The sequence below is a fragment of the Streptomyces sp. NPDC104831 genome, assembly GCF_055583025.1.
Window position 1 is genome coordinate 190,358 of the sequence record NZ_JBVJOT010000004.1, and the last position, 26,346, is coordinate 216,703.

A 26,346-nucleotide genomic window follows, 5' to 3' on the forward strand; every position below is an offset into this window, starting at 1 on the left:
CCATGACGGACATCGAGGTACTGCTGATCGGCGGCCGCTCGGGCGTGGGCAAGACGACGGTGGCCATGGAGGCGTCGGCGCACCTACAGGAAGCCGGCGTTCCGCACTGCCTCATCGAGGGCGACCTGCTGGACCACGTCCACCCCGCGCCACCGGACGACCCCTCCCGCGCGCGCATCACCGAGCGCAACCTCGCCGCCCTGTGGGCCAACTACACCGAGCTGGGCATGCGCCGCCTGATCTACACCAACACCGTCAGCATCCTGGAGCCGGACCTGATCCGGCGGGCCCTCTCCGCCACCGCGCCGCCGAGGCTCGTCGGCGTCCTGCTCACCGCCTCCGACGCGACGGTGCGCCGTCGTCTCGGCGGGCGGGAACGCGGCTCCGGGCTCGACGTCCATCTGCGGCGCAGCGCCGCCGCCGCGGGGCGTCTGGACGCCCAGGCCCCGCCGGGGACGGTGCGCGTCCCCACCGACCGGCGCACCGTGCGCGCCATCGCCGGGGACGTCCTCGCCGCCACGGGCTGGACACGCTGAACGGGGGCGGGGGCGGGGGCGGGGGCGGGGGCCGGCGGGGCGGCCGAGGTCCGCCTTCCCCGGCGCGCCGTCCTCCCGCCGTCCTCGTCCCTCCTCGCGCGGACCCGCGTCGTCGGCCCGGTCCCGCTGCCCGCCCCGCCGCCCGGGCACCCCCGCGCCGTCCGGGCGGCGCCGTTCCCCCGCCCTCTGGTCCGAGGCGCCCGGGGCATCCGGGGCATCCGGGTGCTCCCACGGCGCGGCACCGGCGCGCGGTGCTCCCTCCGTCCGCGGCACCCACCGCTGTTTTCGGGACCCGTCGCCGCGGTGCACGACGTGCACGCCCGTGACCGCCGCTCGCCGCCATCCGCGGCCCCGCCCCGAACGGCCGCGCCCCGCCCCGGTGTCGACGGGGCGGGGCGCGGTGCGTGCGGCCGGTGGCGGCTCACTTCTCCTGGTCGGTCGGCCGGAGCGTCCACAGGACGCTCATCTCGCCGGTGACCGCGCCGTCCGCGCGCCGGATCTCTATCGCCACGGGGAACTCGGGGCGCCGGCCCGCGTCCAGTTCGGCGACGACCTCGGCGACCGGGCGGCCCAGCGTCGCGGTCGCGGTGACGGCGCCCATCGCCAGCTTCCTGTAGGCGATCTCGGCCCGCACGGCGAGCGGCACGGCGCGCGAGAGCTGGTCCCCGAAGGCGGCCAGCACGATGGCGCCGCTGGCCGACTCGCCGAGGGTGAACATCGCACCGGCGTGCGGGCCGCCCACGTGGTTGTGGTAGGCGCCCTGGTCCGGCAGGGACACCACGGCCTTCTCGGGCGTGGTCTCCACGAACTCCAGGTTCAGGGTCCGGGCCATGGGCACGGTGGCGGCGAGCATCTCGCCGATCGACATCTGGTCTGCGCTCATGACCGTCATGTTACTCACGAGTAGCAGGGCCTGGCCAGAGAAGCGCACTAGGGTTACGGGCCATGTGGCCAGATCAGCAGCCGCCAGGGGGCGCGCAGAATCCGCAGCACGATCCGCGGCAGAACCCGTACCAGCAGCCGGGTCACCAGCAGCCGAACCCGTACCAGCAGCCCGGACACCCTCAGCACCCGCAGCCGGGCCCGTACGGACAGCAGCCCCCGGGCACCCCGTACCCGCCGTCGCAGCCTCAGGGCGGCCCGTACGGACAGCAGCCACAGGCCCCGTACGCACAGCAGCCACAGAGCGGCCCGTACCCGCAGCCGCAGACCGTGCCGTACGGTCAGCAGCCGCAGTGGGGGCAGCCCTCCGCGCCGGCGCCCGAGCCGCCGCGCGGCGGCGGCCGGACGAAGCTGGTCGCCGTCGTCGCGGCCACGGCCGTCGTGGTCACCGCGGCCGTCACCGGCTTTCTCGTGCTGGGCGGCGGGAAGGACGACGAGGCGAACGACGGCAAGGACGGACGGCACACGAGCCCGTCGCCGACCGCCACCTCACCAGCCTCGCCCACCTCGGCCGCGACCGACAACCCCCGCTCCGGCGAGACGGAGAAGCCGACGGTCGCGGGCTGGAAGGTCGTGGTCAACCCCAAGTACGGCACGGCCTTCGAGGTGCCCGCGGACTGGGAGGTGCAGCGGCCCGGCGTCTTCGCCTTCTTCGAGGACAAGGCGAAGGGCGACGGCTCGGCGTTCATCGGCTTCTCCGGGGCCTCGTTCCTGAAGCCCGACTACTGCACCACCGAGCAGGGCGGCTACAAGGAGACGCACGCGCTCGCGGGCAGCGGCACGAAGGGCGAGAACGGCGCCAAGGACACCGCGAGCATCGCCCGGGGCGACTCGGCCACCTTCGCGTTCGGCGGGTTCACCGACCAGTCGGAGGCCGCCAAGAAGTACCTGCGCATGGGCAAGGCCAAGCCGTTCACCACCGCGTCGGGCCTGACCGGCAGCGTCGCGACGTCGTACGTCACCGGCGCGCCGAAGAAGCACACGTGCGACACCGACGGCAAGGCGGTGACGTTCGCCTTCAAGAACTCCTCGGGCAGCTTCGTGTCGTGGACGCTGTACGGCGCGAAGGGCGTCAAGGACGAGCTGCCCGACGCGACCATCGACAAGATCCTCGCCACGGTACGGCTGCACGGCGACCCGACGGTGGAGTGAGCACGGGCGCGGCCCGGCGGGCACCGGCGCCGCGTCCGCGTCAGCCGATGCCGAACGCTCCGTCGGGGGGCTCGGGCGACGGCACGGCGTCGGCCTCCTCGACCGGTCGCGCCTGTCCGGTGAACCTCCTTACCGCCGCGCCGTGTTCGACGCGCGCCGGGAAGGCGTCCGCCGCGGTGCGCCGGGCCAGCGCGACGGTGTCGAGGGGGCGGTGGGAGGCCACGACCACCGCGTTACCGAACCGCCGCCCGCGCAGCACCGCCGGCTCGGCGATCAGCGCCACCTCCTCGAAGACGGCGGCGAGCGTGGCCAGTTGGGAGCGCAGGAACCCGAACGGCCGGGCGTCGGCGAGGTTGGCCAGGTAGACCCCGTCCGGCCGCAGGACCCGCTCGGCCGTGCGGACGTAGTCCAGGGTGGTGAGGTGGGCGGGCACCCGGGACCCGCCGAACACGTCGGCGATCAGCACGTCGGCACGGTCGTCCGGCGCGGCCTCCAGCCAGTCGCGGGCGTCGGCCGCGTGCAGCGCGATGCGGGAGCCGGCCGGCAGCGGCAGCTGCTCGGTGACCAGCTCCAGCAGCCCCCGGTCCGCCTCGACGACGTCCTGCCGGGAGCCGGGACGGGTGGCGGCGACGTACCTCGGCAGGGTCAGCGCGCCCCCGCCGAGGTGCACCACGTCCAGCGCCCGGCCGGCCTCGGCGACGGTGTCCAGCACATGTCCCAGCCGCCGCGCGTACTCGAACTCCAGGTACGCGGGGTCGTCCAGGTCCACGTACGACTGCGGGGCCCCGTCGACCGTGAGCAGCCAGGCCCGTTCCCGGTCGACGTCGGGCATCAGCCGGGCGGTGCCGTGGTCGGTGACGCGGGAGACGGGTATCGATTCGTTCACCCGACCATTGTGGGTCCCGCGGCCGTACGTCACCGCACGCGCCGGGCGCCGCCGGACCGCCGTGGCCGTACGCCCCGTCGGGGCGGGCGAGTTCGGACCATACGGCGATCACACATGCGCGTCGGTTAGTGTCTGCGGATGCTCGATGCCAACCGCTCTGGCACCGCCACGACCCCTCCCCCGGCCGCCGCGCCCGCTTCCCCGGCCGCCGCGTCCTGTCCGCCGGCCGCCGTCGGGCGGCCGGCCCTCGCCCCGGCCGCCCCCGGCGCCATGGCCGCGGGCATGCTGCCGCGCGCCGGGTTCCTCGTCCGCTGCGCCCGGCTGCTGCTGTCCCCCTACGCCCGGCTGTCCCTGCTGCTCGCGCTGCTGGCGGGCGGGGCGGCGGGGGTGCTGCTGTGCGAGCCGCAGCGGCTGCTGACGCACGGCTGGCCCCCGCAGCTCGGCGGGGCCGCGGCGGCCCTCGTCTTCGCGGCGGCCTACGGCCTGTGCACCGTGGTCTTCGTGCCGCGCCCCCTGCTGAACCTGGCCGCGGGCGCGATGTTCGGCTCCCAGGTGGGGCTGGCGACGGCGCTCACGGGTACGGTGCTCGGCGCCGGGGTGGCGTTCGGGCTGGGCCGGGCGCTCGGGCAGGACGCGCTGCGCCCGCTGCTGCGGGGCCGCTGGCTGAAGGCCGCCGACGGGCAGCTCAGCCGGCACGGGCTCCGGTCCATGCTGGCCCTCCGGCTGTTCCCGGGCGTGCCGTTCTGGGCGGCGAACTACTGCGCGGCCGTCTCCCGCATGGGCTGGCTGCCCTTCCTGCTGGCCACGGCCCTCGGCTCGGTCCCGAACACGGCCGCCTACGCGGTCGCCGGCGCCCGCGCCTCGGCACCGACCTCCCCCGCCTTCCTGATCGCGATGGCCTGCGTGGCCGTACCGGCCCTGGCGGGCACGGTGGTCGCGTGGCGCAAGCGGCACCGGCTGAGCGCCGGGTGAGCCGCCCGGTCCGTCCGCCCGCTAGGCCGTCGTAGGAGAGGTGTCCGATGTGGTCCAGCGTCATCGCCGTGGCCGGCACGCTGCTCGGCGGTGCGCTGACCGCGCTGCTCCAGCTGCGGCGGGAGCGGGCCGCCCGCGACGAGCGCAGGGCGGAGGCACTGCGCGGGGCACTGGGCGAGCTGGTGGCGGCGCTGGGCGACCACCGGCGGGCCCTGTGGCACCGGGAGGACCTGGTGCTGAGCGGCGCGCGCCCGGAGGCCGTCGAGGCGGCCCGGGCGGAGACCCGCGCCACCCGCTCCGCCGTGACCTCCCCCCTGGTCGCGGTCTCCGTCCTGGAACCGGCCCTCGCCGAACCGGCCCGCCGGGCGGCCCTGGCCGCGTTCGCCCTCCGGGACGCCCCCGACCGCACCGGACTGGCCGCCCGCCGGGAGGCCGCGATCGCGGCGACGGACGACCTGGTCGCCGCCGCCGGACGGCTGACGGCCCGATGAACGGGTGAGGGACCCCGGACGGTCCGGGTGGGCGGCGGGGCGGGCGCGGCCGACGGGCGAGCCGCCACGCGTACGACGACGAGCCGCCCAGTCGGAAAGCCGGACTCACGACGGCTTCCAAGGTTGGAAAAACAAACCCCCCTCTAGACTGACGTCATGGCCGCTACGAAGGACCCGCGTCCCTGCTCGATCGCCGACGCCCTCGCGCTGGTCGGCGAGAAATACTCCCTGCTCGTCCTGCGCGAGGTGTGCCTCGGCAACGGCCGCTTCGACCAGCTCGTGCGCAACATCGGCGCCCCGCGCGACATCCTGGCCACCCGGCTGCGCCGGCTCGTGGAGGCGGGCATCCTCGTCAAGCACCCCTACAACGAGCGCCCGCAGCGCTTCGAGTACCGGCCCACGCAGGCCGGGCTGGAGCTGGAGCCGGTGCTGATGACCCTCAAGGAGTGGGGCGACCGGCATCTGCGCAAGGGCACCGGACTGCCCATGGTGGTCGAGCACGCGTGCGGCAACGAACTGGTGCCGGTGGTGACGTGCCGGGCCTGCGGGGACGCGGTGCGCCACGAGGACCTGACAGCGCACCCGCAGGCCCCGGGGTGGACGCTCTCCGGGCCGACGGCCGCGTGAGGCCGCCGGGACCGGGGGCGCCGGGGGCCGTCAGAAGTGCTCGGCCAGGTCCGTGAAGCGCTCCACGGAGAGCAGCCGCTCGGCGGTCTCGGGGAACGGGTGGTGCTCCAGCACCCAGGTGTCGGGGTGCGGGACGTACACCGCGCCCAGCCCGGCGGCGAGCGCCGGCACGATGTCGGACTTCGGGGAGTTGCCGATCATCCACGTCCGCGCGGTGTCGGCCTTCAGGTCCTCCACCACGGTGGCGTACGTCTCGACGGTCTTCTCCGGCACGATGACGATCCGCTCGAACAGCGGCCCGAGCCGGGAGCGTTCCACCTTCGCCGCCTGCTCCTCGTGGTCGCCCTTGGTCAGCAGGACCAGGCGGTGCCGGGTGCGCAGGGCGGTCAGCGTCTCCTCCACCCCCGCGATCAGCACGGGCTCCTGGCGCAGGATGCGCCCGCCCAGCTCGGCGATGGCCTTGCCGTGGTCCTCCGTGGCCCGCACCTCGTGCACCCGCTCGTAGCAGTCGTGCAGGCTGCGCACGAAGCTCTTCGCGCCGTAGCCGTGGACCCGGCGGTTCTCCCGCTCGACGTCGTCGAGAACCCGCCGCAGCTCGGCCCGCGAGAGCGAGGCGTGGGCGAGCAGGTCGAGGAACTCCTCGATCGCCCGCTCGAAGTAGACGTTGTTCTCCCACAACGTGTCGTCCCCGTCGACGAGAAGACAGTGATCGGTCCTCACCAGGGCCTCCCGGCCGCGTCGTCCGAACCCTCGGGCGCGACCCATTACACCAGTCCGGGCCACGGGCCGGGCGTGGCCCGCCCCGCCGCGGAAGGCCGAAGAGCGCGGCCCCTGTTGCCGTGCCACCGGCGTGGCCCGCTACCCTTCCTTCGTCACATGATCACCTCTTCTCCTTTCAGCACTTGGACGCCATACCTTCATGTCTTGGTTTGAATCCCTCGTCCTCGGACTCGTCCAAGGGCTGACCGAGTTCCTGCCCGTCTCCTCCAGCGCCCATCTGCGGCTGACCGCCGCGTTCTCCGGCTGGAAGGACCCCGGTGCCGCCTTCACCGCGATCACGCAGATCGGCACCGAGACCGCGGTGCTCATCTACTTCCGCAAGGACATCGGCCGGATCATCACCTCCTGGTTCCGCTCGCTGTTCGACAAGACGATGCGCCGCAACCACGACGCGCAGATGGGCTGGCTGGTGATCGTCGGCTCCATCCCCATCGGCCTGCTGGGCGTGACGCTGAAGGACCAGATCGAGGGGCCCTTCCGCGATCTGCGGGTCACCGCGACCATGCTCGTCGTCGTCGGCGTGGTCATCGGCATCGCCGACCGGATGGCGGCCCGCGACGAGACCGGCCGCCGGCACCGGGCGCCCAAGCAGCGCAAGACGCTGGAGAACCTGGGCATCAGGGACGGCCTGGTCTTCGGGCTCTGCCAGGCCTGTGCGCTCATCCCCGGCGTCTCCCGTTCCGGCGCGACCATCAGCGGCGGCCTGTTCATGGGCTACAAGCGGGAGGCCGCCGCCCGTTACTCCTTCCTGCTCGCCATCCCGGCCGTGCTCGCCTCCGGCGCCTTCGAGGTGAAGGACTCGCTGGGCGAGGGCCACGTGGACTGGCCCCCGACCCTGTTCGCGACGGTGATCGCGTTCGCCTCCGGCTACGCCGTGATCGCCTGGTTCATGAAGTGGATCTCCAACAAGAGCTTCATGCCGTTCGTGTGGTACCGCGTCGCCCTCGGCATCGTGATCATCGCCCTGGTGGGCATGGGTGTCCTCAGCCCGCACGCGGCGGAGTCGGCGGGCTGACGCCCCTCCCCCGCCCTCCCTCCGCCGCGCTCCGATTTCGGGCATCTTCCCCGCGCCGACGCCCCGCCCGCGACCTGGGCAGGGCCCGGCGGGTGCCCGGCGCCGCGCGGCCGCGCACGTCCGGCCGCCCGGCGCGGGTGACCGACCCGGTACCGCTGCGTAGCCGAGCGGTAGCGCAGGGTCAGTGCTTGGGCCTAGGCTGTGCCGCATGTCCCCCGATTCCCCGCCCCCTGGTTCCGCGCGCTCCGCCGCCGAGCTGAACGAGCAGATCAGAGCGCTGTGGCTGCGCGCGGGAGGCACCCTGTCGGCCCGGGAACGCGCCGCGTACGAACAGCTGGTGATCGAGTGGGCCGCGGCGATGCGCCGCCGGGTCGTCGAGGCGGCCTGAGCTGCGCCTCCGGGAGCCCCGCGGCCGGTCCTACGCCCGCAGGTGCGCGAGCACCTCGTCGGCCACCGGATACGGCGGCTCCTCGGGCAGCAGCTCGCCCGCCCGCTCCGTTTCGCCGGCCCGTACCAGCGCGTGGATCTCCCCGGCCAGCGGGGTGACGTCCCGGATGCCGGTGATCCACTCGTCGGCGTAGCGGGCCGCCGCCTCCCCGGCGAGGCCGAGTTGCAGCGACCGGTGGGGCAGCGGGTTGTGGCGCAGGTCCCGCTCCGGGTCCCACTGCACCCGGGCCGGGCTGCGCGCCAGCTCCCGCTTCCAGGCCGCCTGGTCGGGGTGCAGGGCGGGCACGTAGTGGGACAGGCAGGCGTGGCGCAGGGCCCACTCGAAGCCCTCGCGGGTGATGTCGATCGCGAGGACGGTCTCCTGGTTCTCCTTGGTCCCCCAGCCGCAGCGGTACATCATCCACAGGAACGACGGCTTGACCCACGTCATCCGGTCCCGTTTCCAGGCGGCGGGGAAGCGTCCGGCGCGGGCGGCGGCCCGGCCGATCTCCGGGCGGTAGGCCTGGTAGACGGTGACCGTGGAGTCCGTGTGCCGGGCGCGGACGCGGAATGCGGGCTCGCTGTCGGGGGCGTGTGCGTTCACGGGTACAGGTTCGGCCGCCGCCGCGGCCTCGCACCACCGAATATTCACCCCGCAGACCCCTTGGCTCCGCGTCCGCCGTGGCCAAGACTGTGGCGATGACGCAGCGTGCGGAGTTCGCGACCGTGAGGGACCGGCTGGCCGTGGAGGACCTGGTCACCGCGTACGCGGTGGCGCTGGACGACGGCGACTGGGTGGAGTACCGCCGGCTGTTCACGGCGGACGGACGGGCCGACTACCGTTCGGCGGGCGGTATCGAGGGCGACGCGGGGCGGATCGCCGCCTGGCTCGGCGAGCACCTGGCCCGGTTCGCCGTGCGGCAGCACCTGATCGTCAACCGGCAGGTGCGGTTCGGCGTCCTGGAGCACGACACGGGCGACACCGCCCGGGTGCGCGCCGACTACCTCAACCCCATGCGCGTCGAGGGCGCCACCGGCTCCGCCGCCCCGGACCTGGTGTGCGGGGGCCGGTACGACTTCGGGCTGCTGCGCACCCCGGACGGCTGGCGCCTGCGCGAGGTCGTCGTGCACGAGAAGTGGCGCCGCCTGCCGGTCGCGGAGCCCGCCGTCCCGTAGGCCCTGCGGCCCTCCGTCCGCACGAGCCCGTCGCGCACACTGGAGCCATCGGTGGGTAGGGAGGCTCCCTATGAGGACGATCGACCGCTGGCTGACCTCCCCCTGGCGCCGCTCGGCCGCCGCCGCCCTGCTCGGCGCGCTGCCCGTGCTCGCGTTCCCGGCCCCCGCCCTGTGGTGGTGGGCGTACGTGGCCCTGGTGCCGTGGATCGGGCTGGTCCGCTCGGCACCGACCGGGCGGCGGGCCGCGTACGACGGCTGGTGCGGCGGCTTCGGCTTCCTGCTGGCCGTGCACCACTGGCTGCTGCCGAGCCTGCACGTGTTCATCTTCCTGATAGCCGCGCTGCTCGGCGTGTTGTGGGCGCCGTGGGGGTGGCTGGTGCGCCGGCTCCTGGGCGGGGTGCCCTCGGCGGGCCGGGGCGGCGCCGCGCTGCTGGTGCTGCCGTCGGCCTGGCTCGCGGTGGAGCTGGTCCGGTCCTGGCAGGGGCTCGGCGGCCCGTGGGGCATGCTGGGCGCCAGCCAGTGGCAGGTGGGCCCGGCGCTGCGGCTGGCCTCGGTGGGCGGGGTGTGGCTGCTCAGCTTCCTGGTGGTGGCCGTCAACGTGGCGGTGGCCGTGCTGATCGCGGTGCCCGCGTCCCGGGGGCCGGCCGTGGCCTCGCTGGCCGCGACGGCCGCCGTGGCGTCGGCCGGATGGGCGTGGGCGCCGCGCCCGGAGACGGACGGGCGGGCACGGATCGCCGTCGTCCAGCCGGGGATCGTCGCCGGGCCGGACAGCGGCGAGCGGCGGTTCGACCGGGAGGAGCGGCTGACCCGGCGGCTCGCCGGACGGGATGTCGACCTGGTGGTGTGGGGCGAGTCCAGCGTCGGTTTCGACCTGGCGGACCGGCCGGACCTGGCCCGGCGGCTGGCCGCGCTGTCCCGGTCGACCGGCGCGGACGTGCTGGTGAACGTGGACGCCCGCCGTTCCGACCGGCCCGGCATCTACAAGAGCGCGGTGCTGGTGGGCCCGGACGGACCGACCGGCGACCGGTACGACAAGATGCGGCTTGTTCCGTTCGGCGAGTACATACCGGCCCGTTCGCTGCTCGGCTGGGCCACCTCGGTGGGCCGGGCGGCCGGCGAGGACCGGCATCGCGGCACCGGGCAGACCGTGCTGGACGTCGGCCACGGGCTGCGGGTCGGCCCGCTGATCTGCTTCGAGACCGCGTTCCCGGACCTGGGCCGGCACCTCGCCGCGGACGGCGCGGACGTCCTGCTCGGCCAGTCCTCGACCTCCACCTTCCAGCACAGCTGGGCGCCGGAGCAGCACGCCTCGCTGGCCGCGCTGCGCGCCGCCGAGACCGGCCGCCCGATGGTGCACGCCACCCTCACCGGCGTCTCGGCGGTGTACGGCCCGGGCGGGCGGCGCCTCGGCCCGTGGCTCGGCACCGGCACGAGCGGCGCGCGGGTCTACGACGTGCCGCTCGCGCACGGCGTCACGCCGTACGTCCGCTACGGCGACTGGCCGGTGTACGGCGCGCTGCTGGTGCTGGCCGCGCAGGGGGTGACGGAGGGGGTGCGGGCGGTCAGGCCGCGCCGTTCCCGTCCTGAACCGCTCGTACCACCCGCTCGCACAGCTCGTGAGTCGCCAGCGCGTCACGGGCGCTGAGCACCCGTCCGGCGCGTACGGCGTCGAGGAAGGCGAGGGCCGCCTGCTCGATGCCGCGCTGGCGGGCCACCGGCACCCAGTCGCCGCGCCGGCGCACGGTGGGCTGTCCCTTGTGGTCGACGACCTCGGCGAGGTTGACCACCTGCCGCTTGGTGTCCTGGCCGGACACCTCCAGGATCTCCTCCGTGGAGCCGCTGCGCCGGTTCATGACGCCGAGCGCGGTGAAGCCGTCGCCGCCGAGCTGGAGCACGACGTGGTGGAGCAGCCCGGCCTCGGCCCGGGCGCGCACCGTCACCTCGTCGACCGGGCCGGGCACCAGGAAGCGCAGGGTGTCGACGACGTGGATGAAGTCGTCCAGGATCATCGAGCGGGGTTCCTCGGGCAGCCCGGTCCGGTTCTTCTGCAGGAGGATCAGCTCGCGGGGGTGGTCCAGGCACTGCGCGTAGCCGGGGGCGTAGCGGCGGTTGAAGCCGACGGCCAGCGAGACGCCGCGCCGCTCGGCGAGGTCCACCAGCCGCTCGGAGTCGGCGAGTTCGTAGGCGAGCGGCTTGTCCACGTACGTCGGGACGCCGGCCTCCAGCAGGCGGGCGACGATCTCGGGGTGGACGGTGGTCGGCGCGTGCACGAAGGCCGCGTCCAGGCCGGCGTCGAGCAGCGAGTCGAGGGTGGTGTGCCGCTGGGCGCGCGGCAGGTGCAGGCCGTCCCCGACCCGGTCCAGGGTGGCGGGGGTGCGGGTCTGCAGGTGCAGGTCGATTCCCGGCTGCGTGCCGAGCACCGGCAGATACGCCTTCTGCGCGATGTCCCCGAGTCCGATGCAGCCGACCTTCACGTGCTCTCCCCTATCGCTGGCCTGCGGGTTGCCTGCCGGAAGCATACGGGGGCCGCCGGCCGGCGGTACCGGCGAAGCCGCGCGGGAAGGAGCGCCGGTCCGGTGACCGGCGGGGCCGCGGCGTCCGCGTCCCGTACGACGCTGCCGGCCCGGCCGCCGGCCATGCCGAGGCGGGCGGCGCGGCCGGCCCGGCGGGTGATCGTGGTGGTGCGGCACGAGCCGGCCGGCGGTGCGGGCGGGCGGGCGCCGGCGGGCGGGCGGACGCCGTCGCCCGCGGCCTGATTGCCGCCCACGCCGAGGGCGGCGGCGGGGCATGGGCGGGAGCGTCGGGGAGGGCGACGTCTCATGTCCGAGGGGAATCCGCCCGGGTCCGCGGCAGCGGCCCCGCGCCCCGCCGGGGGACGCGAGCCGGTCGCACGACCCCTGACCGGCCGGGCGCTACCGGAGCAGCGGCTCGCCCTCCCCAACGGGGAAGGCGGCGTCTCATGACCGAGGGGATCCGCCCCGGTCCGCGGCAGCGGCCCCGCGCCCCGCCGGGGGACGCGAGCCGGTCGCACGGCCCCTGACCGGCCAGGCGCTACCGGAGCAGCGGCTCGCCCTCCCCAACGGGAAAGGCGGCGTCTCATGACCGAGAAGGTTCCGCCCGACTCCGCGGCAGCGGCCCCGCGCCCCGCCGGGGGACGCGAGCCGGTCGCACGACCCCTGACCGGCCAGGCGCTACCGGAGCAGCGGCTCGCCCTCCCCAACGGGGAAGGCGGCGTCTCATGACCGAGGGGATCCGCCCCGGTCCGCGGCAGCGGCCCCGCGCCCCGCCGGGGGACGCGAGCCGGTCGCACGACCCCTGAGCGGCCAGGCGCTACTGGAGCAGCGGCTCGCTCTCCCCGTCGGGTCCGTCGTCCTCCCCCAGCCGCAGCGCCAGCCGGCTGATCGCGGAGCGGATCCCGTCGCCGTAGCGGTCGTCGGCCAGGGCGGACGCGGTGCCGCGGGCCCGCCGCAGATGGCTGCGGGCGGCCTCCGCGCGGCCCAGCTTGACGTAGTCGGCGGCCAGGTTCAGGTGCAGGGACGGCAGGAAGCCCCGCACGCTGCCCGGGTCGGCGCCCGGGCGGCCGTCGGCCAGTTCCTCGGCCGCCGACAACGCCCTGAGGTCCCATGCCAGTTCGTCCGCCGGGTCGTCCTGGGTGTCGGCCAGATAGTGGGCGAGGGTGCAGCGGTGCAGCGGGTCGCCGTCCTCGCCGACCTCCGCCCACAGGCCGAGGAAGCGGCTGCGGGCCTCCTCGCGGTCGCCGCCGTGGTGCAGCATCACGACCTGTCCGATCCGCGTCAGCACGGTGTCCGGCGCCACCCGCTCCTGTCGCTTCGCCACGGTGCCCTCCGGGCTGTCGGCAATGGTCCGCTGCCGACGCTAACCGGCGGCGCCGGGATTCCCGGTCAGGCGGCGCCGGTGTCCCGGACGGGGTGCGGCCGTCAGCCGAGGTTCGGGATGCGCCAGTCGACCGGCTCGTGCCCCTGCGCGGCGATCGCCTCGTTGATCTGCGTGAAGGGGCGGGAGCCGAAGAACTTCTTCGCGGACAGCGGGGAGGGGTGCGCGCCCTTGACCACCACGTGCCGGCTCTCGTCGATCAGCGGGAGCTTCTTCTGCGCGTAGTTGCCCCACAGGACGAAGACCGCCGGGTCGGGACGGGAGTCCACCGCGCGGATCACGGCGTCGGTGAACTTCTCCCAGCCCTTGCCCTTGTGCGAGTTGGCCTCGCCGGCCCGCACGGTGAGGACCGCGTTGAGCAGCAGCACGCCCTGCTCGGCCCACGGCATCAGATAGCCGTTGTCCGGGATGGGCAGGCCCAGCTCCTCCTGCATCTCCTTGTAGATGTTCCGCAGGGAGGGCGGGGTCTTCACCCCGGGACGCACCGAGAAGCACAGACCGTGGCCCTGGCCCTCGCCGTGGTACGGGTCCTGGCCGAGGACGAGGACCTTCACCCGGTCGTACGGCGTCGCCTCCAGCGCGGCGAAGACCTCCTCGCGCGGCGGGTAGACGGGGCCCTTCGCCCGCTCCTCCTCGACGAACTCGGTCAGCTCCTTGAAGTAGGGCTGCTGCAGTTCGTCGGCCAGAACCCCGCGCCAGGACTCGGGCAGCATGGCGATGTCGGTCACGTCAACGTCCTCACGATGTCGATCAGGTACCGCGTGCGGTCACTTCCAGGATCCCGAACCTACAGGCGGCCACTGACAACCGGTGCCGTGAGGGGCCTCACCAGCTGGTCTTGCGGTGCAGCGCCCACATCGTCATGACCGTCGACGGGTCCAGGGCCTGCTCGCCGCCGGAGATGTCGACGCTGGCCGCCACGAACTGCCGCCCCTGCCACAGCGGGAGCAGCCGGGCGTCGTCCACCATGATCTGCTGCGCGGCCTCCATGTCCTTGACGGTCTCGGCACGGTCGCCCTCCGCGCGCGCGTGGGGCAGCAGCCGGCCGGTGATCTCCTTGGCCGGGTAGGGCGTGCCGAGCGCGTTGTGCTCGCCGACGAACGGGGCGATGAAGTTGTCCGCGTCGGGGAAGTCCGGGAACCAGCCGCGCCCGAACACCGGGTACTCGCGGTTCTGGAAGCCGGTCACGTAGCTGTTCCAGGGGCGGCTTCGGAGGGTGACGGTGAACAGGCCGGAGCCGTCCAGCTGCCGCTTGAGCTCCCGGAACATCAGGGCCGTCTCGGAGCCGTAGCGGTCGGTGGTGTACCAGAGGGTGAGCGGGACGCGCCGGGTGATGCCGGCGTCGGAGAGGATCTTGCGGGCCTTGGGCACGCTGGGGTCGCCGTAGGTGTCGAAGAAGCCGGTGGCGTGGCCGGTCAGGCCCTTGGGGACCATCGAGTACAGCGGGTCGACGGTGTCCTTGTACACCTTGTGCGCGATCGCGCCCCGGTCCACGAGCTGGGCGACGGCCCTGCGGACGGCGGTCCGTCCGGCCCAGCGGTCCTCGGGGTTGAACACCAGGTAGCTGATGTCGGTGCCGGCGCCGTCGACGAGTTGCAGGTGCTCGTCGTCGTGTTCCTGGAGGGCGACGATGTCGTCGGCGGCGAGGCCGCGGTAGGTGACGTCGATGTTCCGGTCGCGCAGCGCCTCGACCATGCCGGCGGAGTCCTTGAAGTAGCGGATGGTCACCGCGTCGTTCCGCCGCTCGGCGAAGCCCTGGTAGTGGTCGTTGCGGACCAGGACGGCCTGCTCGCCCTGCTCGTAGGACCGGAGCCGGTACGGGCCGGAGCCGTGCACGTCGGTGCCCTCGCGCAGGGAGTGGGCCGGGTAGTCGTCCGGGTCGACGATGGACATGGCGGGGGTGGCCAGCACGAAGGGGAAGGTGGCGTCGGGCTTGTCGAGGTGGAAGACGATGTCCCGGTCGCCGTGGGTCTCCACCCGGTCCAGGCTGCCGAGCAGCCCGGCGGGACCGCCGGGGGCGGCGATGGTGCGGATGCGGTCGATGGAGTGCCGGACGGCCTCGGCGGTCAGCGGGTCGCCGTCGGCGAACTTCAGGCCGGGGCGCAGCTCGCAGTGGTAGGTGCGGCTGGTGGAGTCGGTGAAGGCGCAGGCCCGGGCGGCGTCGGGCTGGGGGGTGGTGGCGCCGTTCGGGTAGGCGAGGAGGGTCTGGAAGATGTTGCGGTACAGCTCCCAGGAGCCGTCCCAGGAGCCGGCGGGGTCCAGCGTGCTCGGGGCGCTGGTGGTGCCGACGACTATCGGCCCCTGGTCGTCGGGGTCGCCGTCGGACAGCAGGCCGCAGCCGGCGACCAGCGACAGGGACACGACCGCCGCGGCCTTGCGCAGGCATCGGTTCCGGTTGAACACGCGCACGCTCCTCGATCCGCCGTACCAAGGGTCGGCAGACCATACCGCAGCGCCCGGTCCCCTGAACCTCCCCTGGAACAGGGGCACTTGATCGATCCGGCGATGACGACGTTGTCAGTCCGCCGAGCGGACGCCAGGGGGGCTTCCGGGCGCCGGTCCGTCCGGGGACCGGACGCCCGGAAGAGGCGTCAGACGCCGGCGTTGAGGAAGATGCCGCCGTCCACGACGAGCGTCTGGCCGGTGATCCAGTCGGACTGCTCGGAGGTGAGGAACGCGGCGGCGCCGCCGATGTCGGAGGGCACCCCGAGCCGGCCCAGCGGGTAGGGGGCCGCGGCCTCCTCCTCGCGGCCCTCGTACAGGGCCTGCGCGAACTTGGTCTTGACCACGGCCGGGGCGATCGCGTTGACCCGCACCCGCGGCGCGAACTCGTGCGCGAGCTGCTGGGTCAGGTTGATCATCGCGGCCTTGCTCACGCCGTACGCGCCGATGAAGGGCGAGGCCGTCAGGCCCGCGATCGAGGCGATGTTGACGATCGCGCCGCCGTTGTCCTTCTGCCAGGCGTGCCAGGTCTTCTGGGCGAAGCCGAGGGCGGAGATCACGTTGGTCTCGAAGACCTTGCGGGCGACGTCGAGGTCGACGTCCGCGATCGGGCCGAACACGGGGTTGGTGCCCGCGTTGTTGACGAGGAAGTCGACCCGGCCGAAGGCCTCCATGGTGCGCTCGACGACCTCGCTCTGGTGGCCGAGGTCGTGCGCCTTGCCGGCGACGCCGATGGCCCGCTCGGTGCCGAGCCGCTCGACGGCCTCCTTCAGGGCGTCCTCGCCGCGGCCGGTGACGCAGACGCGGTCACCGCGGGCGATCAGCGCCTCGGCGACGCCGTAGCCGATGCCGCGGCTGGCGCCGGTGACGATCGCGACCCTGCCGGAGAGCTCGGGGAGTTCAGTCATGTCCGTGCTACCTCTGAATCCCTTAGTTGAGCGGTCCGCCGGCGACGTACAGCACCTGACCGGAGACGAAGCCGGCCGCCTCGCCGGTGAAGAAGGCGATGGCGTTGGCGATGTCCTCGGGCTCGCCCACGCGCTGCACCGGGATCTGGGTGGCGGCGGCCTTCTTGAAGTCCTCGAAGTCCATCTTGACGCGCTCGGCGGTGGCCTTGGTCATCTCGGTGGCGATGAAGCCCGGGGCGACGGCGTTGGCGGTGATGCCGAACTTGCCCAGCTCGATGGCGAGGGTCTTGGTGAAGCCCTGGAGACCGGCCTTGGCGGCCGAGTAGTTGACCTGGCCGCGGTTGCCGAGCGCCGAGGAGGAGGAGAGGTTGACGATCCGGCCCCAGCCGGCCTCGACCATGTGCTGCTGCACGGCCTTGGTCATCAGGAACGAGCCGCGCAGGTGCACGTTCATGACGGTGTCCCAGTCGGACACGCTCATCTTGAACAGCAGGTTGTCGCGCAGCACGCCCGCGTTGTTGACCAGGATCGTCGGAGCGCCCAGCTCCTCCGCGACGCGGGCGACGGCGGCCGTGACCTGCGCCTCGTCGGAGACGTCCGCGCCGACCGCGACGGCCTTGCCGCCGGCGGCGGTGATCTTCTCGACGGTGTCCTTGCAGGCGGCCTCGTCGAGGTCGATCACGGCGACCGCGCGGCCCTCCGCGGCCAGCCGTACGGCGGTGGCGGCGCCGATGCCGCGCGCCGCGCCGGTGACTACCGCGACCCGCTGTTCGTTGGTGGACATGCTGTTTCTCCTCGCCCTCGAGAGAACCTGCCGGACCCTCGGAGAGGGTCCGCTCATGCGGTGAGCGACCGCTTAGTACCTTCTCCACCCGTGACGCTAGAAGCCCTGGCACGCGGTGTCAACGGCAACATCGGCCGGTGTGATCCATTACCTCACCAGGAGGTTGAGCAGGCGCTCCGTCTCGGCGGCCGGATCGGCGGTCAGGCCGGTGTGCACGGGGCCGGGCTGGACGATGGTGGAGCGGGGCGCGACGAGCCAGCGGTAGCGGCGCCCCGCGTCGTCGCCGGCCGCCTGTCCGGCCTGCTCGCCGCCCGCGCAGTGCCGTTCGATCGCGGCGAGCGCGGCGCGCACCCCGGCCACGTCGGCGGCCGGGTCCAGGGCGCGCAGCCGGGCCTCGTCCAGGTGGGTGCGGGCGCCGAGGTAGCCCTGGGCACGGCAGTAGAGGACCAGGCCCGCGTTGACGCACTCCCCGCGCTCCAGCCGGGGCACGACCCGCAGCAGCGCGTACTCGAACACGTCCCGGTCGCCGCCCTGCCCCGCGCGGGTGATGTGCCGCTCGGTGACGTGGCCGGCCATGTGGATGTGACGCTCGCTCACTTGCCCTCCTCCGGTCCGGTGCCGAGACCGGTGATCCGCTCGGCGATGACGGCCGCGCGCGCGAGCAGCGGCCCTGCGTAGGCCCGGCGCAGGTCGTCCGGGGTGTCGAAGCCCGGCTCGCCGTCGAGCCAGACGTCCGGGATCTCGGCGGTGACCTCCGCGAGCAGGTCCTCGGTGACCTTGGGGGCGAGGTCGGCCGCGGCGGCGCGCACGTTCGGGGCGAAGCGGGCGAGGGCGTGGTCCGAGGCGTCGTAGGGGCGGTCCGCCGAAACCTTGGCGCCGGGCCAGTTGTGGTGCCAGATCATCGTGGCGCCGTGGTCGATGAGCCACGGCTCGCCCCGGTGCACCAGGAGGTTGGGGTTGCGCCAGGAACGGTCGACGTTGTTGATCAGCGCGTCGAACCAGACGATCCGGCCGGCCTCCTCAGGGCTGACCGGGAAGGCGAGCGGGTCGTAGCCGAGGGCGCCGGACAGGAAGTCCATGCCGAGGTTGGTGCCGCCGCTGGCCCGCAGCAGGTCCTGCACCTGCTGCTCGGGTTCGCCGAGCCCGAGGACCGGGTCCAGTTCCAGGGTGACCAGCGGGGGCATGCGGAACCCGAGCCGCCGGGCGAGCTCCCCGCACACCACCTCGGCGACCAGGGTCTTGCGCCCCTGTCCCGCGCCGGTGAACTTCATGACATAGGTGCGGAGGTCGTCGCCCTCCACCAGCCCCGGCAGCGATCCGCCCTCACGCAGCGGCGTGATGTAGCGGGTCGCGGTGACAGTTCGCAGCATTTCGCCAGGCTATCCGAGCGGTTGACCCCGGCTTCGGCGGCCGCGACCGGGCAGGCGCCCGCCCGCGCCGGCGGGCCCGGGCTGAACGGTGGCGGCCGTCCGCCCGTACCCCGGGGCGGACCGCGCAACGCTCTCCGTCGAAGGGATACGCCCTATGTCCAGTACCTCGCCCCACCCCACCGCCGGCCCGGGCCGTCGTGCCGTCGTGGCGGCGGCCGGAGCGGCCGGGCTCGCCGCCGCGCTGTCCGCCTGCGGTTCGGGCGACGGCTCGTCCGACGCCGGCTCCGCCGCCACCGGGGCCGCGCCGGACGGCGGGGGCACCGCGCTCGCCAGGACCGCCGACATCCCCGAGGGCGGCGGCAGGATCCTCGAGGACCGGGGTGTCGTGGTCACCCAGCCGACGGCGGGCGCCTACCGGGCGTTCTCCACGAAGTGCCCCCACCAGGGCTGCGCGGTGGGCAGCGTGGCCCACGGCGTGATCGTGTGCCCGTGCCACGGCAGCGAGTTCTCCGTGGCGGACGGCAGCGTGCGGAAGGGACCCGCGACGCGGGGGCTGTCCGCCGCGCGGATCACCGTCACCGGCGACGAGATCACCCTGGCCTGAGGCCGCTCACCGTCCCCGTGGCCGCCTCGTCCGGGCTCCGGCGAGGCGGCCGGGCGTCCCGTCGGTCGTCGTGACCGTGGCGGCCGGCGCCCGTCGTGGCCGTGGCGGCCGGCGCCAGGGTCGCCGGGGAACGGCGCGGCGGCGTGGCCCGCGGGCACGCCCGCGACGGTGTCGGCCCGGACCCCAGCGGTGCGGCCAGCGGTGCGGCCGGGGTCGACGGCGTCGCGCACCGCGTCGAGGACGCCACGTCGGCCGGCACCCCGGTGCCGTGCGGCGGGGACGGCCCGTCCGGCCGCCGCACGACGAAGCCTTCCCCGGCGGCCCCGATCGGCGGCGCGCCCCGGACCGCCGGGCCGGCGGGACCGAGGAGTCCGCCGAGCCGCTCGCGCGACGGCCTGGCACCCCCCCCCCTTGAATCCGACCGGCTTCTTTTCCTGACGTAAGGTCAGGGCATCAGTACCGGCAGGACAGTTCTCTGACACGACCTGGGAGAAGAGGGGACCGCATGTCCGTCACCCAGCAGCGCCGGGGCCGGAGGATCATGATGACGCCGGCCGAACTGGACGAGTTCCTCGCCACCCAGCGCACCTGCCGGGTCGCGACCGTCTCGGCCGACGGCACACCGCACGTCAGCGCGCTGTGGTTCGCCTGGGACGGCACGTCGCTGTGGCTGTACTCCGTGGTGCGCAGCCGGCGCTGGGCCCAGCTGCGCCGCGATCCCCGGGTGGCCGTCGTGGTCGACTCCGGGGAGGAGTACGACGAGCTGCGCGGGGCGGAGCTGTCCGGCCGGGTGGAGTTCGTGGGCGAGGTGCCGCGCCGGGGCGAGCTGTGCGCCGAACTGGACACGGCCGAGACGCTGTTCGCGCGCAAGAACTTCGGCCTGGACGAGATGCCCCACGACGGCCGGCACGCGTGGGCCCGGCTGACCCCGGAGAAGATCGTGTCCTGGGACTTCCGGAAGCTGGGCGGGGCGTAGGGCTCAGCCGAGCCGCCGCGCCGCCGTCCGCAGGGCCTCCACCGCGGCGCGGATCGAGGGCCGGCGGTCCGCGTCCGCCCGCCAGACCACGTACACATGGCGGCGCACGCGCTGCCGGAGCGGCACCAGGACCACGCCCTCGGGCACCGGGTGCCGGCCCAGCAGCGGCGCTATGCACACCCCCAGCCCGGCGGCCACCAGGCCGAGCTGCGTGTGGGTCTCACCGGCGCGGTGGCCGACGATCGGCTCGACGCCCTTGGACCGCAGGGTGAACACCAGCCACTCGTGGCAGAACTCGCCCTCGCCCCAGGTGATCCACTCGTCCTCGGCGAACTCGGTCAGGTCCACCTCGTCCCGGTCGGCGAGCCGGTGCCCGACGGGCATGGCGACGTCGGCGGGGTCGTCCAGCAGGGGCGCCTTGACCAGGCCGTCGGGGACGGGCATCGGCTTGTTGTACCAGTCCAGGACCACCGCGAGGTCGAGATCGCCGCGGACCACCCCGGCGATGCCCTGTTCCGGTTCCAGCTCGCTGGAGCGCACCCGCAGCCCCGGGTGCTCGGCGCGCAGCGCGCCCAGCGCGGCCGGGAACAGGCCCCGCGCGGCGGTCGGGAACGCGGACAGCCTCAGCTCGCCGACGACCTGGCCGCGGTGCGCCTCCAGGTCGGACTCGGCCAGCTCGACCTGGGACAGGATGCGCGCCGCGTGCTCCGACAGCAGCCGGCCCGCGTCCGTGAGCCGCACGCCCCGGCCGTTCCTGGCGAGGAGCCGCTGACCGATCTCCCGCTCCAGCTTGCCCAGCTGCTGGGAGACCGCGGACGTCGTGACGTGCAGCGCGTCGGCGGCGGCGCTGACCGAGCCGTGCCGGGCCAGCGCGTCCAGGGTCCGCAGGCGCTCAAGGTTCAACATGTAAGCAAGTCTAAGAGATACCAGGTGGGAAATCTCGATTGTGCTACGAGGTGGCCTCCCGCATCGTTGAGGTCATGAGCACGGTCAGCGCATCCTCCCGCACCCGATCCCGAACCCGGTCCCAGTCCCCCGCGCCCGGCGGCGCCCGCGCCCGCCTGGACTGGCGGCTGCGCTTCGGCCTGCTGTCCCTGATCTGGGGATTCAGCTTCCTGCTGATCAAGGTGGGAACCGACGGGTACGCGCCGTTCCAGGTCACCCTGGGCCGGCTGGTGTTCGGCACGGCGGTGCTGGTGGCGGCGATGGCCGTAAAGCGGGAGCGGCTGCCGCGCGGGGCCCGGCTGTGGGGGCACATGGCGATCGCCGCGTTCCTGCTGAACGCGCTGCCGTTCTCCCTGTTCGCCTACTCCGAGCTGACGATCCCCTCCACCCTGGCCGGCATCTGCAACGCCACGTCCCCGCTGTGGGGCATGGCCCTGTCCCTGGTCGCGCTGTCCGAGGACCGGCCGAGCCGGGTGCGCGTGGCCGGGCTGGGGCTGGGCTTCCTGGGCGTGCTGACCGTGCTCGGCGCCTGGCAGGGCTTCCACGGGCTGGACGCCCGGGGCACGGCGCTGGCGCTGCTGGCGTCGCTGAGCTATCCGGTGGGGTGGATCTACGTCCGGCGGACGCTGGCCGGCACGGGCAACTCGCACCTGTCCATGACCGGCGGGCAGTTGCTGCTGGCCACGGTCCAGCTCGCGGTGGTGACGCCCCTGTTCACCAGCGTGCCCGAGCACGTCGCACTGGTCCCGCTGCTGGCCGTCGCGGCGCTGGGGGCGCTGGGCACGGGACTGGCGGTGCTGATCCAGTACGGCCTGGTCGACGAGGTGGGACCCACCACCGCGCAGATGGTCACGTACTTCATCCCCGTCATCGCCACGGCGGCGGGGGTGGCGATCCTCGGGGAGTCGCTGCGGTGGACGACGCCGGTCGGGGCGGCCGTCGTCCTGGCGGGTGCGGCACTGACCCAGGTGCGGGGGAAGAGGGCGTGAGGGGAGCGGGGCCTGCGCGAGACTGCCGTGGCCGGCCGCGCGATTTCCCGCGCCCCTTTCCCGGTCGCCGTCAGCCGTAGACGCGGGCCGGGGACGGGCGTACCGCCGCCGCCACCGCGTCGGCCAGCGCGGTGACGTCCTCCTCGGCGAGCGGTGAGACCGTGATGCGCACGCCCTGCGGGGAGGCCAGGCGGAAGCGGGCGCCCGGGGCCACCGCCCAGCCGCTCTGGAGCAGGCGGGCGATGGCTCCCGTCTCGTCGGGGACCGGCACCCAGACGTTCATGCCGCTGCGGCCGTGGGCGGTGACGCCGCGTTCCGCCAGCGCGCCGACCAGGGCGTCCCGCCGGGTGCCGTAGGACCGGGCCACCGCCGCCCGGTCGATCGCGCCGTGCGCCCACAGGTGGGCCACGGCCCGTTGCAGCAGCAGGCTCACCCAGCCGGGGCCCAGGCGCTGGCGGCCGCGGAGCCGGTCGACGGTGACGGCGTCCCCGGCGAGGACGGCGAGGCGCAGGTCGGGGCCGTAGGCCTTGGCGGCGGAGCGGACGAAGGCCCAGTGGCGGGTGACGCCCGCGAGGGGGTGCAGCGGCAGGTCGACGATGCCGTGGCCGTGGTCGTCCTCGATGAGCAGGGTGCCCGGGTGCTCGCCCAGCACCGCGCGCAGGGCACGCGCCCGCGGGGCGGTCACCGAGGCGCCGGTCGGGTTCTGCGCCCGGTCGGTGACGATCAGCGCGCGGGCTCCGGACTCCAGGGCGCGGCGCAGGTCCTGCGGGCGCGGCCCGTCGTCGTCCACGCCGACCGGCGCCGTGTGCAGGCCGAGCGCGGGGACGAGGTCGAGGAGGCTGCCCCAGCCGGGGTCCTCGACGGCGACCGTGTCTCCGGGCCTGAGGTGCGTGGTGAGGACGCGTTCGATGGCGTCGAGGGAGCCGGAGGTCACGGTCAGCGGACCCGGGGGGACGCCGTCGGCGTCGAGTTCGGCGCGGGCGAGGCGGGCGAGGTCCGGGTCCACGGGGTCGTCGCCGTAGCGGACGGGCCGCAGGTCGCCCCGCTCGGCCGCCGCGGCGAGGGCCGGGGCCAGGCGGGGCAGCAGGACCGGATCGGGGTTGCCCGTGGACAGGTCCCGGCCGCCGGGGGGCGCCTCGACGCGCAGTTCCTCCCGGCCGGTGGTGGCCGGCTTGGGGCGGACCCGGCTGCCCCGGCGGCCGGCCGTCTCGATCACCCCGCGTTCGCGCAGGATGCGGTACGCGGCGGCGACCGTATTGGGATTCACCCCCAGGCGGGCCGCCAACTCCCGCATGGGCGGCAGGAGTTGCCCCGGCTCCAGCCCGCCCGACCCGACCGCCTGTTCGACGCTGGCCGCGATCTCGGCTGCGCCGCGCCCTTCGATCCGATACTCTCCTAGCACAAAGCCTATTATGCACTAGTGCAATAGAGATCGCCATGGAGGGGACCATGCAGGGCACCACCGGGGAAACCCGCGCCGCCGCCTACTCGCCGACCGGCCGGACCGTGCCGACGCGCTCCGCGGAGCGCGCGTCGTACGACAAGGAACTGGTGCACGCGATCCTGGACGAGGGGTACGTGTGCCACCTCGGCTTCGTCCGCGACGGCGCCCCGGTGGTGCTGCCCACGCTGTACGGCCGGGTCGGCGAGCGGCTCTACGTCCACGGCTCGACCGGCTCCCGGCCGCTGCGGATGACCGGCCAGGCCGACCCGGGCCTGCCGGTGTGCCTGACGGTCACGCACGTCGACGGGCTGGTGCTGGCCCGCTCCGCCTTCCACCACTCCGTCAACTACCGCTCGGTCGTGGTGCACGGCACGGCGCACGAGGTCACCGACCCCGAGGAGCGGCGGCTGGCCCTGGACGCGCTGGTCGACCACGTCGTACCGGGCCGGGCCGCCGACTCCCGGCCCGCGAACAAGAAGGAGCTGGCCGCCACCGCGGTGATCCGCCTGGACCTGGAGGAGGTCTCGGCCAAGGTCCGCACCGGCGACGCCAACGACGAACCCGAGGACCTCTCCCTGCCGCACTGGGCCGGCGTCGTCCCGCTCCGCAAGGGCTACGAGGCCCCCGTCCCCAACGGCGACCTGGCCCCCGGCATCGGCCTGCCGGACTATCTGGCGGCGCGGTAAGGGCACCCACGGGAGCCGGGGCGCGGCAGTGGCGGGTTCGCCGGGGCCGACGGCTCGGCACCGGCGGCCTGCCGCGCCGCGGGAGCGGTGCGGCGACGGCGGCCGGCACCGGGTCGTACCGCCGTCGCCGCGCCGGCGGCCCGTCACGCCGAGGCCGGCTCCGGACGGGCGGCTTCCCTGGCCTCGCTCACGGCCAGGCCCCCGACGGCGCCGAGCATCAGCAACGTGCCGGCCGCCGTGGCCGCCGTGAGCCGCTCGCCGAGCAGCAGGACGGCGAGCACGGCCGCGGTCACCGGCTCCAGCAGCATGATCACGGAGACCGTGGCGGACCGGACGACCGCGGCCCCCGCGAAGTAGAACGCGTACGCCAGCGCCGTGGGCACGGCGGCGATGTAGAGCAGCAGGCACAGCAGCCGGGCGGGATGGGCGGTGTGCGGGAGCAGCCCCTCCTGGGCGGCGAACGGCAGCAGGCACAGGCTGGTCACGGCGAAGGCGCCCACCGTGGTGCCGGCGGTGTCGCCACCGCCGCCCCTCCCCCACCAGCGGGTGAGCAGGGTCATGGCGCCGTAGCCCGCCGCCGAGACCACGGCGAGCAGCACCCCGGCCGGACGGACGGTCGCGGCCGAGCCGCCGAGGGCGAGCACGGCCAGCCCGGCGAGCGCGCCGGCGACGGCCAGGGCGCCACCCGCGCCGAGCCGCTCGCCGAGCAGCGGCCGGGCCCCGAGCGCTATCAGCACGGGGCCCGCGCCGAGCGTCACGACGGTGGCGACGGCCAGCCCGGTCGACGCCACCGCCGCGAAGTAGGCGGTCTGGAACACGGCGAGGGCGACCCCGGTGGCCAGGACCCTCGTGATCGCGTGGCGCGACGGCCGGGCCGGGGCCGCGCGGCGGGCGCGCGGGCGCAGCAGGCGGCCGGCCGACAGGAGGGCGAGCCCGAGCGCACAGCGCCAGAAGGAGAGGGCGAAGGGGCCCAGGTCGCTGGTCCGGTAGACGAGCGAGCCGGCGGCGCCCGCGGTGCCCCAGGCGGCACCGGTGACGATCAGGTAGAGCAGGCCACGCCCGACGGGCAGGCCGGAGGAAGTGTTCGACAACAGAATCTCTCCGCAGAAGCGCGCGTGGAGGCGCGGAAGGTCGAAGGCGTCCCGTCTCGGCGGGGCGCGCTGACTTCATCTGCGGGCAGCACCGTCCGGCCCGGCGCGGATGCGCCGAGCGGGTGTCCCGGGGGCCCGCCTCAGGCGGCCGGGGGCGGAAGGACGAGTGTCTGCGGCATGTTCCGGACTCTAGGCGGCGGTGCCCCGGGCGGACAACTCCCTTTCCGCGCCGTCGGCGGCGGCCGGCCGCGGGGTGCCCTCGCCGGGTGCGGCGGACTGGGCGATGAACGCGCCGACCAGGACGATCGCCCCGCCGGCGACCTGCGGCGCGGAGAGGTGCTCGCCGAGCAGCACCCAGGCCAGTACGGTCGCGATGACCGCCTCCAGGCAGGCGACGACACCGGCGACCTGCGGCGACAGCCGGCGCACGGAGAGCACTCCGGTGACGTAGGCGATCACGGTGGCGACGAGCACGATCCAGGCGAGCAGGGCGAGGGCCGGCACGGCGGTGCCGTTCAGGTCGGCGGAGCCGCCCAGCACCGACCAGTCCATGCGCCAGGGGCGGGCCACCACGGTCAGTACGGCGGCGCCGACGAGCAGGCCGTAGGCGATGACGCCGAGCGGATCCGGCGCGGTCTCGCCCTCGTCGCCGCCCTGGTCGGCGAGGACGAAGTAGCCGACCTGGCAGCAGGCAGCGCCGAGGGCGAGCAGCAGGCCCAGCGCGTCGAAGCCGAGTCCGGACCACACCTCCACCACGCAGGCGAGGCCGCCGGCCGCGAGGACCACGCCGAGCGCGGCGGCCCGGGTGACGGGCCGCCGCTGCACGAACCGCACCCAGCCCAGCACCAGGGCGGGGGCCAGGTACTCGATGAGCAGGGCGACGCCGACCGGGATCCGGGAGAGCGCGGCGAAGTAGCAGGCCTGGACGCCGGCGACGGCGAGCAGGCCGAACCCGGCGAGCAGCGCGGGCCGGCGGCGCGGCAGGGCGCGGTGCCGTACGGCGAGCGGCAGCATCACCAGGGCGGCGCCCGCCACCCGCAGCCACACCACGTGCAGCGGGTCGAGGCCCGCCTCGATCAGCGGCTTCGCGGCCACGCCGGACCCGCCGAAGGCCAGGGCGGAGGCGAGTGCGAGGCCGAGCCCGGCGCCCTTGCCGGGAGTGTCCTGACTGGTCACAGACGTATGCACCGGCACATGATGACAGGAGCCG

General features: G+C 74.6%; 30 protein-coding genes. 13 read left to right on the top strand and 17 right to left on the bottom strand.

What is annotated here, in order from left to right; translation table 11 throughout:
• The first annotated feature begins 2 nt into the window (after nucleotides 1-2).
• Entirely contained in the window at nucleotides 3-536 is a 534-nt protein-coding gene (locus ACZ63H_RS04680) for a hypothetical protein (protein WP_469862137.1), read from the top strand.
• A 421-nt stretch (nucleotides 537-957) separates the two neighbouring features.
• Here ACZ63H_RS04680 and ACZ63H_RS04685 read toward each other — a convergent pair whose 3' ends face one another.
• Together ACZ63H_RS04685 and ACZ63H_RS04690 are read right to left on the bottom strand one after the other, a co-directional pair.
• On the bottom strand, nucleotides 958-1,404 hold the full coding sequence (locus tag ACZ63H_RS04685) for a DUF4442 domain-containing protein (protein ID WP_469862238.1): 447 nt from the start codon (nucleotides 1,402-1,404) through the stop codon (nucleotides 958-960).
• A 68-nt stretch (nucleotides 1,405-1,472) separates the two neighbouring features.
• On the bottom strand, nucleotides 1,473-1,943 hold the full coding sequence (locus ACZ63H_RS04690) for a hypothetical protein (protein ID WP_469862139.1): 471 nt from the start codon (nucleotides 1,941-1,943) through the stop codon (nucleotides 1,473-1,475).
• On the opposite strand from ACZ63H_RS04690, the gene ACZ63H_RS04695 reads away from it, so the two are divergent.
• Complete coding sequence (locus tag ACZ63H_RS04695) at nucleotides 1,890-2,630, top strand: DUF8017 domain-containing protein (RefSeq protein ID WP_469862141.1); 741 nt, start codon at nucleotides 1,890-1,892, stop codon at nucleotides 2,628-2,630. The genes ACZ63H_RS04690 and ACZ63H_RS04695 overlap by 54 nt on opposite strands.
• Before the next feature lie 40 nt (nucleotides 2,631-2,670).
• Here ACZ63H_RS04695 and ACZ63H_RS04700 read toward each other — a convergent pair whose 3' ends face one another.
• On the bottom strand, nucleotides 2,671-3,516 hold the full coding sequence (locus ACZ63H_RS04700; RefSeq protein ID WP_469862142.1) for a spermidine synthase: 846 nt from the start codon (nucleotides 3,514-3,516) through the stop codon (nucleotides 2,671-2,673).
• 138 nt (nucleotides 3,517-3,654) lie between these two features.
• Between ACZ63H_RS04700 and ACZ63H_RS04705 the strand changes: the two genes are divergently transcribed.
• The 3 genes from ACZ63H_RS04705 (at nucleotide 3,655) to ACZ63H_RS04715 (ending at nucleotide 5,606) form a co-directional block, all read left to right on the top strand.
• On the top strand, nucleotides 3,655-4,488 hold the full coding sequence (locus ACZ63H_RS04705) for a TVP38/TMEM64 family protein (protein WP_469862144.1): 834 nt from the start codon (nucleotides 3,655-3,657) through the stop codon (nucleotides 4,486-4,488).
• Between the two features lie 47 nt (nucleotides 4,489-4,535).
• Complete coding sequence (locus ACZ63H_RS04710) at nucleotides 4,536-4,979, top strand: protein kilB (RefSeq protein WP_469862146.1); 444 nt, start codon at nucleotides 4,536-4,538, stop codon at nucleotides 4,977-4,979.
• Nucleotides 4,980-5,135: 156 nt separating this feature from the next.
• Nucleotides 5,136-5,606: a winged helix-turn-helix transcriptional regulator gene (locus ACZ63H_RS04715; protein WP_469862148.1), complete on the top strand. Its 471-nt coding sequence runs from the start codon at nucleotides 5,136-5,138 to the stop codon at nucleotides 5,604-5,606.
• A 30-nt stretch (nucleotides 5,607-5,636) separates the two neighbouring features.
• On the opposite strand, the gene ACZ63H_RS04720 is transcribed toward ACZ63H_RS04715, so the two are convergent.
• Nucleotides 5,637-6,326, bottom strand: a complete 690-nt coding sequence (locus tag ACZ63H_RS04720; RefSeq protein WP_469862150.1) for an HAD family hydrolase — start codon at nucleotides 6,324-6,326, stop codon at nucleotides 5,637-5,639.
• A gap of 199 nt (nucleotides 6,327-6,525) precedes the next feature.
• Between ACZ63H_RS04720 and ACZ63H_RS04725 the strand changes: the two genes are divergently transcribed.
• Nucleotides 6,526-7,401, top strand: coding sequence for an undecaprenyl-diphosphate phosphatase (locus tag ACZ63H_RS04725; protein ID WP_469862152.1), 876 nt, complete (start codon nucleotides 6,526-6,528; stop codon nucleotides 7,399-7,401).
• A gap of 208 nt (nucleotides 7,402-7,609) precedes the next feature.
• On the top strand, nucleotides 7,610-7,789 hold the full coding sequence (locus ACZ63H_RS04730; protein ID WP_469862154.1) for a hypothetical protein: 180 nt from the start codon (nucleotides 7,610-7,612) through the stop codon (nucleotides 7,787-7,789).
• Between the two features lie 30 nt (nucleotides 7,790-7,819).
• Here the strand turns inward: ACZ63H_RS04730 and ACZ63H_RS04735 are convergent, their stop codons facing one another.
• The gene (locus ACZ63H_RS04735) at nucleotides 7,820-8,431 is read right to left on the bottom strand and encodes a DUF4291 domain-containing protein (protein ID WP_469862156.1); all 612 of its coding nucleotides are present in this window, start codon (nucleotides 8,429-8,431) and stop codon (nucleotides 7,820-7,822) included.
• Between the two features lie 95 nt (nucleotides 8,432-8,526).
• On the opposite strand from ACZ63H_RS04735, the gene ACZ63H_RS04740 reads away from it, so the two are divergent.
• Together ACZ63H_RS04740 and lnt are read left to right on the top strand one after the other, a co-directional pair.
• Nucleotides 8,527-9,003, top strand: a complete 477-nt coding sequence (locus tag ACZ63H_RS04740; RefSeq protein ID WP_469862158.1) for a nuclear transport factor 2 family protein — start codon at nucleotides 8,527-8,529, stop codon at nucleotides 9,001-9,003.
• Between the two features lie 70 nt (nucleotides 9,004-9,073).
• Nucleotides 9,074-10,648 carry an apolipoprotein N-acyltransferase gene (gene lnt, locus ACZ63H_RS04745; RefSeq protein WP_469862160.1) on the top strand — a complete coding sequence of 525 codons (1,575 nt, stop codon included), beginning with the start codon at nucleotides 9,074-9,076 and terminating at the stop codon, nucleotides 10,646-10,648.
• Here lnt and ACZ63H_RS04750 read toward each other — a convergent pair.
• From ACZ63H_RS04750 to ACZ63H_RS04785, 8 genes are all read right to left on the bottom strand, one after another.
• Nucleotides 10,566-11,477, bottom strand: coding sequence for a Gfo/Idh/MocA family protein (locus ACZ63H_RS04750; RefSeq protein ID WP_469862162.1), 912 nt, complete (start codon nucleotides 11,475-11,477; stop codon nucleotides 10,566-10,568). The two genes, lnt and ACZ63H_RS04750, sit on opposite strands and share 83 nt — an antisense overlap.
• Before the next feature lie 856 nt (nucleotides 11,478-12,333).
• A complete protein-coding gene (locus ACZ63H_RS04755) occupies nucleotides 12,334-12,840 on the bottom strand; it encodes a hypothetical protein (RefSeq protein WP_469862163.1) in 507 nt (168 codons plus the stop codon).
• Between the two features lie 101 nt (nucleotides 12,841-12,941).
• Nucleotides 12,942-13,625, bottom strand: a complete 684-nt coding sequence (locus tag ACZ63H_RS04760; protein WP_469862164.1) for a uracil-DNA glycosylase — start codon at nucleotides 13,623-13,625, stop codon at nucleotides 12,942-12,944.
• Between the two features lie 97 nt (nucleotides 13,626-13,722).
• On the bottom strand, nucleotides 13,723-15,300 hold the full coding sequence (locus tag ACZ63H_RS04765) for an ABC transporter substrate-binding protein (RefSeq protein WP_469862166.1): 1,578 nt from the start codon (nucleotides 15,298-15,300) through the stop codon (nucleotides 13,723-13,725).
• Nucleotides 15,301-15,488: 188 nt separating this feature from the next.
• Complete coding sequence (locus ACZ63H_RS04770; protein ID WP_469862168.1) at nucleotides 15,489-16,247, bottom strand: SDR family oxidoreductase; 759 nt, start codon at nucleotides 16,245-16,247, stop codon at nucleotides 15,489-15,491.
• A 22-nt stretch (nucleotides 16,248-16,269) separates the two neighbouring features.
• Nucleotides 16,270-17,031, bottom strand: a complete 762-nt coding sequence (gene fabG, locus ACZ63H_RS04775; RefSeq protein ID WP_469862170.1) for a 3-oxoacyl-ACP reductase FabG — start codon at nucleotides 17,029-17,031, stop codon at nucleotides 16,270-16,272.
• Nucleotides 17,032-17,178: 147 nt separating this feature from the next.
• Entirely contained in the window at nucleotides 17,179-17,628 is a 450-nt protein-coding gene (locus tag ACZ63H_RS04780) for a DUF3037 domain-containing protein (protein ID WP_469862171.1), read from the bottom strand.
• Entirely contained in the window at nucleotides 17,625-18,401 is a 777-nt protein-coding gene (locus ACZ63H_RS04785) for a HipA family kinase (RefSeq protein ID WP_469862172.1), read from the bottom strand. Before ACZ63H_RS04785 ends, ACZ63H_RS04780 begins: the two co-directional genes overlap by 4 nt.
• A gap of 154 nt (nucleotides 18,402-18,555) precedes the next feature.
• Here ACZ63H_RS04785 and ACZ63H_RS04790 point away from each other — a divergent pair, with 154 nt between their 5' ends.
• A complete protein-coding gene (locus ACZ63H_RS04790) occupies nucleotides 18,556-19,005 on the top strand; it encodes a Rieske (2Fe-2S) protein (RefSeq protein ID WP_469862174.1) in 450 nt (149 codons plus the stop codon).
• A gap of 505 nt (nucleotides 19,006-19,510) precedes the next feature.
• Nucleotides 19,511-19,981: a pyridoxamine 5'-phosphate oxidase family protein gene (locus ACZ63H_RS04795; protein ID WP_469862176.1), complete on the top strand. Its 471-nt coding sequence runs from the start codon at nucleotides 19,511-19,513 to the stop codon at nucleotides 19,979-19,981.
• 3 nt (nucleotides 19,982-19,984) lie between these two features.
• Here the strand turns inward: ACZ63H_RS04795 and ACZ63H_RS04800 are convergent, their stop codons facing one another.
• A complete protein-coding gene (locus ACZ63H_RS04800) occupies nucleotides 19,985-20,887 on the bottom strand; it encodes a LysR family transcriptional regulator (RefSeq protein ID WP_469862177.1) in 903 nt (300 codons plus the stop codon).
• 74 nt (nucleotides 20,888-20,961) lie between these two features.
• Between ACZ63H_RS04800 and ACZ63H_RS04805 the strand changes: the two genes are divergently transcribed.
• Nucleotides 20,962-21,915: a DMT family transporter gene (locus tag ACZ63H_RS04805; protein WP_469862179.1), complete on the top strand. Its 954-nt coding sequence runs from the start codon at nucleotides 20,962-20,964 to the stop codon at nucleotides 21,913-21,915.
• A 70-nt stretch (nucleotides 21,916-21,985) separates the two neighbouring features.
• On the opposite strand, the gene ACZ63H_RS04810 is transcribed toward ACZ63H_RS04805, so the two are convergent.
• The gene (locus ACZ63H_RS04810) at nucleotides 21,986-23,317 is read right to left on the bottom strand and encodes an aminotransferase class I/II-fold pyridoxal phosphate-dependent enzyme (protein WP_469862181.1); all 1,332 of its coding nucleotides are present in this window, start codon (nucleotides 23,315-23,317) and stop codon (nucleotides 21,986-21,988) included.
• 47 nt (nucleotides 23,318-23,364) lie between these two features.
• Between ACZ63H_RS04810 and ACZ63H_RS04815 the strand changes: the two genes are divergently transcribed.
• Nucleotides 23,365-24,045 (top strand): pyridoxamine 5'-phosphate oxidase family protein, encoded by a 681-nt coding sequence (locus ACZ63H_RS04815; protein ID WP_469862183.1) that lies wholly within the window; start codon nucleotides 23,365-23,367, stop codon nucleotides 24,043-24,045.
• A 143-nt stretch (nucleotides 24,046-24,188) separates the two neighbouring features.
• On the opposite strand, the gene ACZ63H_RS04820 is transcribed toward ACZ63H_RS04815, so the two are convergent.
• Entirely contained in the window at nucleotides 24,189-25,136 is a 948-nt protein-coding gene (locus tag ACZ63H_RS04820) for an EamA family transporter (RefSeq protein WP_469862185.1), read from the bottom strand.
• A gap of 189 nt (nucleotides 25,137-25,325) precedes the next feature.
• Nucleotides 25,326-26,330, bottom strand: coding sequence for an EamA family transporter (locus ACZ63H_RS04825; protein ID WP_469862186.1), 1,005 nt, complete (start codon nucleotides 26,328-26,330; stop codon nucleotides 25,326-25,328).
• Nucleotides 26,331-26,346 lie beyond the last annotated feature (16 nt).